This is a genomic window from Insulibacter thermoxylanivorax, assembly GCF_015472005.1.
Classification (GTDB): Bacteria; Bacillota; Bacilli; order Paenibacillales; family DA-C8; genus Insulibacter; species Insulibacter thermoxylanivorax.
Genome location: NZ_BMAQ01000005.1, coordinates 247,968 through 260,377, shown reverse-complemented (window position 1 = coordinate 260,377; position 12,410 = coordinate 247,968). Strand labels below are relative to the sequence as shown.

14 protein-coding genes are annotated in these 12,410 nt (G+C 54.0%); 4 read left to right on the top strand and 10 right to left on the bottom strand.

Annotation, left to right across the window (positions count from 1 at the left end; all coding sequences use genetic code 11):
* Positions 1-61: 61 nt before the first annotated feature.
* The gene (locus tag PRECH8_RS04240; protein ID WP_200965831.1) at positions 62-358 is read left to right on the top strand and encodes a rhodanese-like domain-containing protein; all 297 of its coding nucleotides are present in this window, start codon (positions 62-64) and stop codon (positions 356-358) included.
* On the opposite strand, the gene PRECH8_RS04235 is transcribed toward PRECH8_RS04240, so the two are convergent.
* Positions 336-836 carry a shikimate kinase gene (locus PRECH8_RS04235; protein WP_200965830.1) on the bottom strand — a complete coding sequence of 167 codons (501 nt, stop codon included), beginning with the start codon at positions 834-836 and terminating at the stop codon, positions 336-338. The genes PRECH8_RS04240 and PRECH8_RS04235 overlap by 23 nt on opposite strands.
* Positions 837-1,058: 222 nt before the next feature.
* On the opposite strand from PRECH8_RS04235, the gene PRECH8_RS04230 reads away from it, so the two are divergent.
* Positions 1,059-1,361, top strand: a complete 303-nt coding sequence (locus PRECH8_RS04230; RefSeq protein ID WP_200965829.1) for a hypothetical protein — start codon at positions 1,059-1,061, stop codon at positions 1,359-1,361.
* On the opposite strand, the gene gnd is transcribed toward PRECH8_RS04230, so the two are convergent.
* The 4 genes from gnd to PRECH8_RS04210 all read right to left on the bottom strand — a co-directional run bounded on the left by gnd (position 1,358) and on the right by PRECH8_RS04210 (position 6,354).
* A complete protein-coding gene (gene gnd, locus PRECH8_RS04225; RefSeq protein ID WP_200965828.1) occupies positions 1,358-2,764 on the bottom strand; it encodes an NADP-dependent phosphogluconate dehydrogenase in 1,407 nt (468 codons plus the stop codon). The genes PRECH8_RS04230 and gnd overlap by 4 nt on opposite strands.
* 195 nt (positions 2,765-2,959) lie before the next feature.
* Positions 2,960-3,556, bottom strand: a complete 597-nt coding sequence (locus PRECH8_RS04220; RefSeq protein ID WP_200965827.1) for a YkzI domain-containing protein — start codon at positions 3,554-3,556, stop codon at positions 2,960-2,962.
* 334 nt (positions 3,557-3,890) lie between these two features.
* Positions 3,891-5,051, bottom strand: a complete 1,161-nt coding sequence (locus tag PRECH8_RS04215) for an MFS transporter (protein ID WP_200965826.1) — start codon at positions 5,049-5,051, stop codon at positions 3,891-3,893.
* 58 nt (positions 5,052-5,109) lie between these two features.
* Positions 5,110-6,354 (bottom strand): MFS transporter, encoded by a 1,245-nt coding sequence (locus tag PRECH8_RS04210; protein WP_242457430.1) that lies wholly within the window; start codon positions 6,352-6,354, stop codon positions 5,110-5,112.
* Positions 6,355-6,562: 208 nt separating this feature from the next.
* Between PRECH8_RS04210 and PRECH8_RS04205 the strand changes: the two genes are divergently transcribed.
* Both PRECH8_RS04205 and PRECH8_RS04200 read left to right on the top strand, forming a co-directional pair.
* Complete coding sequence (locus PRECH8_RS04205) at positions 6,563-8,032, top strand: aminotransferase class I/II-fold pyridoxal phosphate-dependent enzyme (protein WP_200965822.1); 1,470 nt, start codon at positions 6,563-6,565, stop codon at positions 8,030-8,032.
* Positions 8,033-8,138: 106 nt separating this feature from the next.
* Positions 8,139-8,564 (top strand): DUF1885 family protein, encoded by a 426-nt coding sequence (locus PRECH8_RS04200; protein ID WP_200965820.1) that lies wholly within the window; start codon positions 8,139-8,141, stop codon positions 8,562-8,564.
* A gap of 145 nt (positions 8,565-8,709) precedes the next feature.
* On the opposite strand, the gene PRECH8_RS04195 is transcribed toward PRECH8_RS04200, so the two are convergent.
* The 5 genes from PRECH8_RS04195 to hemG all read right to left on the bottom strand — a co-directional run bounded on the left by PRECH8_RS04195 (position 8,710) and on the right by hemG (position 12,393).
* A complete protein-coding gene (locus tag PRECH8_RS04195; protein ID WP_200965818.1) occupies positions 8,710-8,997 on the bottom strand; it encodes a DUF1292 domain-containing protein in 288 nt (95 codons plus the stop codon).
* Positions 8,998-9,173: 176 nt separating this feature from the next.
* Entirely contained in the window at positions 9,174-9,764 is a 591-nt protein-coding gene (locus PRECH8_RS04190; RefSeq protein ID WP_200965817.1) for a hypothetical protein, read from the bottom strand.
* Positions 9,765-9,867: 103 nt separating this feature from the next.
* Complete coding sequence (locus PRECH8_RS04185) at positions 9,868-10,227, bottom strand: YhjD family protein (protein WP_200965815.1); 360 nt, start codon at positions 10,225-10,227, stop codon at positions 9,868-9,870.
* A gap of 108 nt (positions 10,228-10,335) precedes the next feature.
* Positions 10,336-10,839 (bottom strand): hypothetical protein, encoded by a 504-nt coding sequence (locus tag PRECH8_RS04180; protein WP_200965814.1) that lies wholly within the window; start codon positions 10,837-10,839, stop codon positions 10,336-10,338.
* A 153-nt stretch (positions 10,840-10,992) separates the two neighbouring features.
* Positions 10,993-12,393: a protoporphyrinogen oxidase gene (hemG, locus tag PRECH8_RS04175; protein WP_200965813.1), complete on the bottom strand. Its 1,401-nt coding sequence runs from the start codon at positions 12,391-12,393 to the stop codon at positions 10,993-10,995.
* Positions 12,394-12,410 lie beyond the last annotated feature (17 nt).

Here is a 12,410-nt window from a genome sequence, read left to right as displayed (position 1 = left end):
GGATGTGGTCCGTGATCCAGATCACGCGATCAGCATTCTGCATGAGGAGGAAACAAACCCTATGGATTCGATCACTGCTGAGGAGGTCAAGCGCCGCCTTGAACAAGGCGAACAGCTGAACATCATCGATGTCCGCGAAGATGATGAAGTCGCTGAGGGCATGATCCCCGGCGCCCGTCATATCCCCCTGTATGACTTGCCTATGCGCCTCTCGGAGATCGAGCGGACGGACGAGATCATCGTCGTCTGTCACGCCGGCGTGCGAAGCGCCAAGGCTTGCGAGTACCTGGAATATATGGGGTTCAGCGGACTTAAGAACCTGGAAGGCGGCATGCTCAAGTGGCATGAGTTAGGATAGTCCGCACGATCTCATCCACTTGCATACTGCTCGTATCGATGGCGAGATGGGCGTAATCGTACATCCCCCGTCTCTCCTGCAGCAGCTTCCGGACTCTCTCTTCCACGTCACCTGCCAAGAGCGGGCGGTTCGCATCCCCCTTAACCCTGCGGATGATCGTCTCAACATCGGCTTTCAGATTGACGACGAGGCCGCCCTTCAACATCACCTCGCGGTTGGCCGGACGCAGCACCGCCCCGCCGCCCGTAGCGATGACTTGTTTCGCCCCGCCGGCTAGTTCATGCAGCACATCGGACTCCAGATCGCGAAAATATGCCTCCCCATGAGCTGCGAAGATCTCGGGGATGGACTGACCTGCCTTCTCGACGATCCGTTCATCCATATCGACGAAAGTCCAATTCAGAGCCGCTGCCAGAGCATGCCCCACCGTGGACTTCCCCGTACCCATAAATCCGATCAAGATGATATTCCTGTGCATCTCCATATCTCCTCTGACTAACCCTTAGCACCCCCATCATATCACAGCCCTTGGAAAGTGTGAATAAGCCGTCGGCTGATCAGGTATAAAACGACGCCGGATCGAGTAAGGTTGTAGTATCTGCTCTTAAGATCTATGCCTGATGCACATAACCGATATAAGACATGCTCTTGGTCCGACTTTCCTGATGATTCAGGCCTGATATAAGGAGGTGAACCTTCCATGGCACAGGCCTTGACACCGAATCCGCACCGCGAGCGGATTCAGCGCATCCTGCACCCCAATCATGCGCTGAAGCGCGATGATGTTGTATGGGGCTTAGATTATATCAAAAAAAAAGTGGCTGATAAGGATCCGGCCCTTGCGGTCCTTCCTCAGCCACGCTTAATCGAGAACTTCTACTGCTTCGCAGAAGTCGCGATGATGCTCATCCACCGCAATCCCTTCTACGATCAGGAATGCGAACGATTGAAGCAGTATCTAATGGAAGCTCTGTATGGTCTGGACGAGTTCGTCTCGGATTAGAACCATTGATGATGGAATGTGCCTTCCTTGTCCACGCGTTGGAACGTATGCGCACCGAAGTAGTCTCTCTGAGCTTGCAGCAAGTTCGCCGGCAGACGTTCCGAACGGTAGGAATCGTAGTAAGCCAGCGCACTGGAGAATGCCGGTACCGGGATTCCGTTCGCAACGGCGATCTGGATCACTTGACGCCATGCATCTTGATAGTTTTCGACGACGTCCTTGAAGTAAGGATCGAGCAGGAGGTTGCGAAGCTCGGGATCACGGTCGTAGGCATCCTTGATGTTCTGCAGGAACTGCGCACGGATGATGCAGCCGCCGCGGAAGATCATCGCGATGTTGCCGTATTGCAGATTCCAGTTATACTCCTCCGATGCCGCACGCATCTGTGCGAAACCTTGGGCATAGGAGACGATCTTGCTCGCAAACAAAGCTCTGCGTACTTGTTCGATGAAGGCCTCTCTGTCCTCTACGGCAACCTTCGACTTCGGTCCGCTGAGCACCTTGCTCGCTGCTACGCGTTCTTCCTTCATCGCAGACAGGAAGCGGGAGAATACCGATTCCGTGATGATTGACAGCGGTACACCCAGATCAAGCGCACTTTGGCTCGTCCACTTGCCTGTGCCCTTCTGGCCGGCTGCGTCCAGGATCACGTCGACCATCGGCTTCCCGGTTTCAGGGTCTTTCTTAGAGAAGATGTCCGCTGTAATCTCGATCAGATAGCTGTCCAGCTCACCGCGGTTCCACTCAGCGAAGATCTCATGAAGTTCATCCGCCGTAAGCCCCAGAATCTCCTTCATCAGATGGTAAGCTTCGCAGATCAGCTGCATGTCCCCATATTCGATTCCGTTATGCACCATTTTTACATAGTGACCTGCGCCGTCCGGACCGATATATGTACAGCAAGGTTCGCCATTCACCTTAGCCGCGATAGCCGTTAGAATCGGCTCAACCAGTTCGTAAGCCTCTTTCTGTCCGCCGGGCATAATCGCTGGTCCATTCAGCGCACCTTCCTCGCCGCCGGATACCCCTGCACCGATGAAGTTGATGCCCCGCTCGCTTAATTCGCGGTTGCGGCGCTGCGTATCCGGGAAGTAGGCATTGCCGCCGTCGATGATGATGTCGCCTTTCTCGAGATATGGCAGCAATTGATTGATCGTCGCATCCGTAGGCTCACCGGCCTTGACCATGATCAGGATCTTGCGCGGACGCTCCAGAGATTGTACGAATTCCTCAATGGAATAAGTACCTACTAGATTCTTATCAGGATGTTCTGCAATGAGTTCTTTGGTTTTCTCCGGCGAACGGTTATACACCGATACAGAGAATCCTTTGCTTTCGATGTTCAGCGCCAGGTTGCGGCCCATAACTGCCAGACCGACTACGCCAATCTGTTGTTTAGACAATAGTCTCGCCCCACTTCTTATATTTTGTTTAATTTCTCTCATATGGTCTATTGTACATATTTCAGCACGGTTTGTGAAATAGTTTTTTACAACGTTATTATTTACGTTTTATGTAAATATCCGCTGCCGCGAGGGAATCTATACCTTCGCAGACAGCGGATCTAATCTGTCCTATACCTTGTGACTGTATATTCATTATAGTTCAAGCTGCAAAGCTTCCTGCCGCAGTGCTTCCAATCTCTCCTTAGCACGTGCGATGCCTTCGGCGTCACCTTTCATCATGCATTCATGCAGGACGGCAAGCTCATAATCCAGCTCCATTCTGACCACCCTAGCCCGCTCCTCAGCACGCGTCGAACGATAGGCTTCGATCATCGACTCCATCGTGATGACCGGCTCCTTCTGATAGATTACTTTGTGCTCCACCCCGTTGATCTCCACCGTGCGAATGATCTCACCGAACATGATGTTCTCGATTAGAATCTGCCGGTCACGGAACCGCTTCACTACCGCGTGCCCGCGGGTGTCGCCGATCATCCTCTCCATGAGTTCCATCAGCTTCTCATCGCGGAAGGAGTAAGTGCCGACCAGCTTGAACCGCTCGCCCATGCGCTGGAACTTCAGCTTGATCAGCTTGCGGCCTGCGCGGATCGAGATCATAAAATACGTATCGTTTTCGCTCCAATACAGCGAGTAACCTTCACCGATTAGATCTTTGATAAAACTCTGGATTTGCCGGCGGTCAAAACGCAACTCAAGATTGCAATACTCCACTTCATAGCTTTTGGTCACGGCAATCCCTCCATATCTTACCAATGTCTTATTATTAAAATATTCTGATAATTTTCTCTTACCAATATCTTATACTGATTAATATGAAAGCGCAACTTGGTTTATGGATTAATTTTCTCCTGCCAAGCCGACATAAGATGAACGTCTTGAGCGATTCATAGGCGTTGATGCGCAGGACTGTCAACAGGCTTATGGCAGGAAAGTAAGTAATACCACAGAGCGGTGTGTTCATGCAAGGGATCAATATCTTCCACTGCTCATTAAACATAAAAGGGACCTCGTACAACAGGTCCCTTCTTTACATTCCCCTTCTGAACGGCCTCTTCTGTTACGGTTATCCCGCCGTTTCTGCCTTTGCATCCAAGGACATGAACCTCTGCAGCAGGAACAAACCAAGAAGGCAGATGATCCCGCCCAGGACAAAGGGAAGCTGGATAGCGATATAGAAGGCCCCCATCGCGAACAGCGGTCCGGTGATGCGTCCAAGGCTGTCCATCGACGAACTGAGCCCGCTGGCTGTTCCCTGACCAACAGTGGTCTTCTGCGTGATGAGCGAGGTGACGCAAGGCCGCACCAAGGCATTGCCTGCCGAGAAGACCGTAAGAAACAGCGTGGCCGTCAACAGATTAGCAGAGAAGATGATGAGGAAGAAACCGGCCGCCGATAAGAGCAGGCCGAGCGTCATAAACTTCGGCTCGTCCCCTTTCTTGATATACCGCCGCACGACGCCCCCCTGGATCACCGCGCCGACGATGCCGCTGACCATGAACATCATGCCCATATCGAAGGGCGTGATGCCGATGCGCTCCGCTTGATAGTAGTAAAGGGCAAATTCCAATCCGGACAGGGTGAAAGATACGATGAACCCCAGGATGTAGAGGTATTTCATCGCCCCTGCGAAGGCCTGCCAGCTCGATATACGACCCGCAGCTCTTCGCCCCGGCAGATGCGCCTCCCGCTTCTCCTTAGCAAGCGACTCATCGAGATACAGGATCGTCAAGAACAAGGTGATAAGGGCCAAAGCCGATGAGGCGAAGAACGGAATCGAGTACCCCAAGAGACTCAAGGCCGCGCCGACCCCCGGGCCGATGACGAAGCCGAGACCGATGGCCATGCCGACCAGGCCCATGCCCCGCGTGCGATTCTCTTCATCCGTCACATCGGCGACATAGGCCACGGCGCAGGAGATCACCGCGCCCGAGAAGAATCCGGCCAGAAGGCGGGACACATACATCAGCCACAGATGTTCAGCGATGCCGAACAGGAAGAAGCTCAGCGCATAGCCGGCAATCCCCGTCATGATGATCGGCTTGCGTCCAAGCTTGTCCGACCAAGTTCCCCACAGCGGGGACATGACGAAGGAGATCAGCGAATATCCGGATAACATCAACGAGAGATGATAAGGAGGAACGAGTTCCGGCAGAACCGGGATGATGATGCCGAACCCAATGAATACGTTGAGTAACATGAGGAAAATGATCCCCAATTGCTTCATGCCTGCCACACTCCTTGGAACATGCACTGTAACGTTTGTCACACTGTCGCGACATGTCTCATCGTACCATAACAGGCTGTTTATTGGAAATGAACAAATGGAGAACAAATATCACAACCATCACCCCGCCGCTCACGAAGAAAGGCGCCTGTGGTCCGAAGGTATCCCACAGCCGTCCCGATAAGATGGAACCGGCGACCATCCCTCCCCCCTCGATCGTCAGGAAAAATCCCCACACGAAAGCCCGCTTATCCTCCGGCACCAATGCTGCAATATAGGCATTCCATGCAGGGATGATCAGGGCATAACTCACGCCGATCAGGCCTGACGTCCCAAGTAACAGCGGCATCGACCGCGCTGACGTGAAGAACACGATCGCCGCGCTGGACAAGAGAAAACCGATATGCAGAAGCCAGCGCGTCCCCCAGCGGTCGACAAGGAGGCCGACGGGGTACAGGAGGAGGATCGTGATGCCCCCGCCGAAGATCAAGAGCAGGCTGTACATGACATTGCTGAGATGAAGAATCTCCTTTGCATACAGGGTCAGCACCGGAGCCAGCAAACCGATGGCGATGTTCTGCAGGAATAATGCGGGGTAGAACAAGGGGCTGACGTGGATCGAACTGAGGACGTTACGGATATAAACCGACGCCCGTTGCAGCAGCGGCGAGTCGCTCTTCGTCCGAAGGGCATATTCGTGCCGCCCCGGCCCTCCCTTCGCCGCATGATCGGGCAGGAAGAGGGCAATCGCCAGGACGAAGGCCAACAGGCCGAGCAAGAACCAAAACGTCGGCAAATAATCATTCCCTCGGATGAGCAGGTTAATCACAACGGGGCCGAGTCCCGTCCCCGACAGCCAAGCGACATATACGACGCTCATCACCTTGCCGCGCGCCTGTTCCCCTGCTTCTGCCGTGGCTCCGGCGATAACGCTCGGCCAAAGCGGCGATGTGCCGATCCCCAGCAGGGTTGCTGCGAGGAGCATCCACCCGCTGCTTTTCCCATAGGCCATGATCCACACGGAAACACCGGCCACAGCCACGCCTCCCAGGATGCCGATGCGATAGCCGATGCGGTCGATCACATATCCCATCGGCGTGCGGAACAGATTATCCCCCGCATATTGCAGAGCCAGCGTCCAGCCTACGGTATAAGCGGATAAACCGAGCACGATGTTCATATAGACGGGCAGGATCGTCACGATGAGCGCCCCTTTTACAAACTCCACGAAGAACAGAACGAGCAGCATCCGGATGATGAAGGGCGTGAACAGCCGCCGCTGTTCCTTAGCCTCTGTTGCCAAGAACAAAACCCCCCGCTTTACCTTGGATTCGTAAGGGGTTAGTTTCTCCAAAGGGATGGTTTTATATCCATTTTTAACAAAGGCTATTGAATCCATATCTAACTTTTTGTATACTCTTGCTTGTTTATCCTATGACATATATCATGAGATGTTTCATGAAATCTGTCATCATACTAACGAACGTTCACAAGGAAGGGACGGCTGACAGATGGATCAGAATCGCACACCGTTGTTCACAGCTCTGCGGCAGCACGCGGAGCGCAATCCAGTTCAATTCCACATCCCTGGGCATAAGAAAGGGGTCGGGATGGATCCCGAGTTCAGGGATTTCATCGGCTCGAATGCGCTGTCCATCGATCTGATCAACATCGCTCCGCTGGATGACCTTCATCAACCAACAGGTGTGATTATGGAAGCACAGCGCCTGGCAGCGGAGGCCTTCGGCGCCGACCATACCTACTTCTCCGTACAGGGCACCAGCGGGGCGATCATGACGATGATCTTGTCCGTCTGCTCCCCCGGGGATAAGATCATCGTGCCGCGCAATGTGCACAAATCGGTCATGACGGCCATCATCCTGGCCGGCGCGAAGCCGATCTTCATCTATCCGGAGATGGATCACCGTCTGGGCATCGCTCACGGCATCACGACGCGCGCCGTGCGCAAAGCGCTGGAGATGCATCCCGATGCCAAGGGGCTGCTCGTGATCAATCCGACTTACTTCGGCATCTGCGCCAACCTGAAGGAGATCGTCGACCTCGCTCATAGTTACGATGTTCCCGTGCTGGTCGATGAAGCGCACGGCGTTCATATCCATTTTCACGAAGCGCTGCCCCTCTCGGCGATGCAGGCAGGTGCAGATATGGCCGCGACCAGCGTGCACAAGCTGGGAGGCTCGCTGACCCAGAGCTCCATCCTCAATCTGCGGGAGGGGCGCGTCGATCCGAAGCGCGTGCAAGCGATCATCAGCATGCTGACAACGACGTCGACCTCTTATCTCCTGCTGGCATCGCTGGATACGGCCCGCAGGCATCTGGCGCTGAACGGCAGACAGATGGTCGAACACGCCCTGCGCCTCGCCCGTTATGCGCGTCAGGAGATCAATGCCATACCGGGGTTGTACTGCTTCGGCGACGAGATTCGCGGCAATGAAGCTACCTATGACTACGACCCGACGAAGCTGACGATCCATGTCGCTGAGCTCGGCATCACCGGATATGAGGCAGAAGGCTGGCTCAGGGAGGCACATAACATCGAGGTAGAGCTAAGCGATATGTATAACCTCCTCTGTCTGATCACCGCCGGGGATGATGAGCAGTCGGTGCAGCGGCTGGTCGATGCGCTGCGCGAACTGTCGGCAATGCATGCGCAGCAGAGCACAGCCAATCCCGTTAAAGTGCGCGTACCAGAGATCCCGCAGTTGTCGCTCTCGCCGCGGGATGCTTTCTATGCCGACACTGAAGTGGTGCCGCTTAAGCAGGCAGCAGGACGCATCATCGCAGAATTCATCATGATCTACCCGCCGGGGATTCCGGTTCTTCTGCCTGGAGAGATCATCACCCAGGAGAATATCGATTACATCATGGAGCATCTGGAAGTGGGGCTGCCCATCCAAGGGCCGGAGGACAAGACGATCCAGAACGTGAAGGTCATCATAGAGAAGGCTCCGATCTTCTAATCCGCAGCTTGTCCATAGCAGCATCAAACCGTCTTCTTCATTGTAAAACGCTTTCTTCGATGCTATCATATATAATGGAAATATGACGAGACGGGCAGGTGTAGAGATGGGTCAAAGCGCATATATCGAATTGGTGCAAGGTTCCGATCACGACAGCATCACCCTTGATGATGTGGTGCAAGTGCTGGAAAGGTATCGCAGCCAAACGGCGCTTACCGGCCAGCAGCTGGATTGGAACTATGCGGAGATGGCCTTCCCCTACGAGATCGAGACGAGAAGGGACGGAGAGCATGAATGGCTCTATTTGCGGGGGAAACATGCGGATTATCGCGCCATCTTCATCGGCATCGGTACGAAGCAGGAAATGGAGCCGGAGCAAGCGATCGCCTATATTCAAGTCGTCCTTCCCGACGGCGCTACACACGGGGATAAAGCGAAAGCCAACGAGCTGTGCCGGTACATCGGGCGCCGGCTCAAGGCCCAAGTCACCATGTTTAACGGCCGCACGATGTACTTTAATACGCGCAAGTAAGCGTTGCGGCCGCTGTTCCGCCGGCAATGTCTGAAATCGATGAACCATCAGCGGGAACGCCGCCGTATAAGCAGCAAAACCGAGAATCCACGGCGCCGCCGGGTTCTCGGTTTTGTGCTTTGTGCGCGAATGACACAGGGATGAATTAGAACTGCTCTTGTTCAGCTAACTCATTGTAGACAGCGACCACGCGTTCCCACTCTTCATCATCCTCTATGTTAACAAGAACGGTATCTCCTTCTTCCTCTTCGAGGCGCATGATGACGCCTTCCTCTTCCGGATCATGGTAGTCCAGAAGCACGGCGTAGATCTGCTCATCTACATCGAATGTAAATGCCAGCAGCATCTCCCGTTCATTGCCCTCTTCATCAGTCATCGTTACAACAATATCTTCGTGTTCATCATGTTCATGTTGATGTTCATGCTCACTCATCGTAAACCCTCATTTCATCATTCATTTTACTTCTCTCGTGTATCGTATCATTTTTTCATGGGCTGAAGCAAATATTTTCTTCAAAACCAGACAATTCCGACTATAAGCAGGAATTTCCCCGCATTGCACACAAAAAAGCTGTCTCACAGAGGTCGATGAGACAGCTTAACCGCGGATTACTTCTCCAGCGATTGGATGATCTTCTCCGAGACGAGATGGTAACCGCCTTGTACTGACAGCTGCATATAAGCTCTGATCTTGTATTCTCCCGTCTGGTTGAACTTCAGTGTAATCGTCGGAGTAAAATGCCAGAAATTATCCTTTAGGCTGAGCGGAAATATGGCATTGTACACGGACTTGCCATGGGGATCGAAGATCTCGAACTTGAGGTTCTTGACTTCCTTCTGCAGATTGTCCACCTGTGTGAAAATCGCGAAGTTATATTCGCCGCCCTTCGTCACGTTGCCGAAGGGGGTCGTGATGCGGTCCTTCACCACAGAGAACAATGCCATATGAACATTCGGCTTGTAGATCGCAACCTGATCGCCGTCGTACTCAATCATCGCTTGCACCGTGTCCGCCATCTCATTAAGCGGGACATAGACCTTGCTGTTGACTTGCAGACCCTGTTCTTTCAGGGATTGACCGTTGACGGATACGCTGACTTTCTTTGCCTTGATCGTCTCGTAGATATCATCTGCGTACACTGCCGCTGTACCAACTGCTGCCAGCACAAGCGACAACAGCACCGTGCGCTTCCAGTTCATGTATGTAATACCTCCACATCTAATATGAGAACTAATCCTTAGAATCCTATTCGCATAGTTATACGCAAATAATCATGCAGAGTTGCGATGGATGATCAGAAATCTATCCTTCCGCCAGGTGCATATCTTGTATTAACTGTAATATTTTGTCTTCGCAGCGGGATTTTAATACATAGGGAAGCATATAGCAATGATATTCATAGCGGCGATAGGTATACATGACATGAACGTTGTTGCCGGGGACGATCTCCTCGAGCACGATGCGCAAGCCGTGCCTTGCCATGCGGCGCCTATGGTCGGTAAGCTCTGCCACCAGGCGGGTTAGCAGCGCTTCCGCCAGCCCTTCCCAAGCGCGGGCCAGCTTCAGCTGCCTGAGCACCTTGCGGTCCCGATCCAGCGCCTTGATCAGATAGACATAGACAATATAATCATACACATGGGCTTCTGCATCGAAATCGGCCATGAAGACTTCACCTCACTTGTTTATTATACGAACAAACGTTCTCATATAGCAAGTGAGCAAACATCCCCATTCACAATCAACCGCGATCGGCTGCATATGGACTGCGGCTTAGAAGTCCGGTTCAAACTGCCCGCCGGCCAGCATCTGCCTGTACCCCGGATATTTGATGACCAGTGCTGTTTGGAAACCGTTGAAGGTGGAGGCAGGGGCATCCATGAAACACTCGTAGCCGAATCTTAATCCCCCTGGGTTCGTACAGAGGCGGACGATGAGCAGATCCCCCGGCATGAGCGGCCGGCCCTCATCGGAGCAGACCAAGGCATAATCGAATCTCCCGTAAGCAAACTCCACATCCTCCTGCAGCTGCCAAGACGCTCGCTGGACGGTGCCGCCCCTGGGCACGTACTCGGCATGCTGCAGCTGGATCTGCTTCTTCCCCGTCTGGTAATTCAATACGTTAAACAGAAGCTGATCCGCTGTGCACGGGCAGGGATCACTCGTAAGGGAACCAAGCATGATGGTGCACACCGCGCATCTTCCCCCGTCGCTCAGATCGATGCGGACAAGACCCGAGATCAGACCGGCACCTTGCAGCACTGCTTGAATCGGCAACCCATTCACCACCTCTTTCACCGCTGTGGTATACGATATGTCGCCGCCCATCGGGATGTGAATCTTCCCCTCACCGCAAAACACCCCCCGATCACCATGAAGGCAATCGAGGGGTGTTACATGAAACGTTGGGCAAGGCTGTGGGCCGAAGCCTTAAACCTTGCCGCTGATGCTCTCTATGATCCGTTCAGCGGCCTGCTCGCCGCTCTGCATGCAATCGGGGATCCCTACCCCGTAGTAGGAACAACCGGCGATGAGAACACCGGGATAGCGTTCCTTCAATTCCTGTTCCAGCCCGGTCACGAGTTCCTGATGGCGAATATGATAGACGGGCATTGCTTCATGCCATCTCGTTACCGCATGGATCACCGGCTGTGCTGCGATGCCGATGGAACGCTCGACATCCCGCTTGGCAACGGATAAGAGCTCGGCTTCGCTCATCTTGGCCAGCCGTTCATAGACGGGCTGAGAGCTCTTGTAGAACAGCCGGAGGAGAAGCTTATGATGCCGTGAAGTATGAGACCACTTGCGGCTGGTCCACGTACAGGCGCTGCAGGTCAGCTCATCCTCCCCGGCGGTGATGAAGCCGGTGCCGTCTGCGGGCAGCACATCATCCTCCAGATCATAGCCGAGATACACGCTGATCAAGGAATGGGTTTGCAGCTGCCCGAACAGCTCGTTGAGCTCAGTATCCTGCAGGATCTGCTGCGCGTGGGTATGAAGGACCGCCAGGATCACAAAGTCGGCGCGTATGGTCTGCCCGCCGCTCAGCTCGATCGTCCATCCCTCCTCCGCCTTCGCAAGGCGAAGGGCTCTTGTCCCTAAGCGGATGGTCACATCCTCAAGCTGTTCCGCGATCCGCTCGGGCAGCCGGGACAGGCCGCCTTCGAAGGACAGGAATTTACCGCCGCCGGTGTTTTGGAATCTGTGCTTATTCGCTTCCAGACCGCGGATGATGCTGCCGTACTCCTCTTTGTAATCGAGCAGATAAGGCATGGTGGAGGCGATCGTCAAGTCATCCAAACGGCCGGAATAGACTCCGGAGAGCACCGGAGCGATCTGCCTTGCGACGATCTCTTCGCCAAGGAAGTACCTGAGGAATGCACCGAGGGAATCCTCCTTGGTGAACCGACCGTCGTTCGGCGTGGTGAGGTCCCTCAGCGCCTCTTCCTTGCCCTGTTCTGAGATCAGCTCACTCTCGCTAAGGGATTCGACGCTGAGCGGGATGCCAAACACCGTATCCTCAGGAATGGGTTTAAGCTTCCCGTCGATGAACAAGAAGGAGCGGCCGGTGGCATTGTACACCAGTTCGCCGCCAAGCCCAAGCTTCTCAAGCAGCGGCTGGGAATGAAACTTGCGGCTGACGATGGAATCCGCCCCTGTCTCCATGATGAATCCCTTGTCCCGCAAGGTATGGATCTTGCCTCCGAGAACCGGTGCGGCCTCGATCAGTTCCAATCGGGCATCAAGCTGCCCCGCTCGAATCCTCTGCTGCAAAGCGAAGGCGGCACTGAGTCCGGTGATGCCGCCGCCGATGATCGCAATCGTAGTCAATATGGGTCACACCTCTG

What these genes read in the sequence shown, in the direction of transcription:
- PRECH8_RS04235 (WP_200965830.1), bottom strand. Translation starts at nt 836, where the DNA reads ATGCACAGGAATATCATCTTGATCGGATTTATGGGTACGGGGAAGTCC.
- PRECH8_RS04240 (WP_200965831.1), top strand. Translation starts at nt 62, where the DNA reads ATGGATTCGATCACTGCTGAGGAGGTCAAGCGCCGCCTTGAACAAGGC.
- PRECH8_RS04215 (WP_200965826.1), bottom strand. Translation starts at nt 5,051, where the DNA reads ATGAAGCAATTGGGGATCATTTTCCTCATGTTACTCAACGTATTCATT.
- PRECH8_RS04185 (WP_200965815.1), bottom strand. Translation starts at nt 10,227, where the DNA reads ATGGCCGATTTCGATGCAGAAGCCCATGTGTATGATTATATTGTCTAT.
- PRECH8_RS04200 (WP_200965820.1), top strand. Translation starts at nt 8,139, where the DNA reads ATGGGTCAAAGCGCATATATCGAATTGGTGCAAGGTTCCGATCACGAC.
- PRECH8_RS04230 (WP_200965829.1), top strand. Translation starts at nt 1,059, where the DNA reads ATGGCACAGGCCTTGACACCGAATCCGCACCGCGAGCGGATTCAGCGC.
- PRECH8_RS04195 (WP_200965818.1), bottom strand. Translation starts at nt 8,997, where the DNA reads ATGAGTGAGCATGAACATCAACATGAACATGATGAACACGAAGATATT.
- PRECH8_RS04190 (WP_200965817.1), bottom strand. Translation starts at nt 9,764, where the DNA reads ATGAACTGGAAGCGCACGGTGCTGTTGTCGCTTGTGCTGGCAGCAGTT.
- PRECH8_RS04205 (WP_200965822.1), top strand. Translation starts at nt 6,563, where the DNA reads ATGGATCAGAATCGCACACCGTTGTTCACAGCTCTGCGGCAGCACGCG.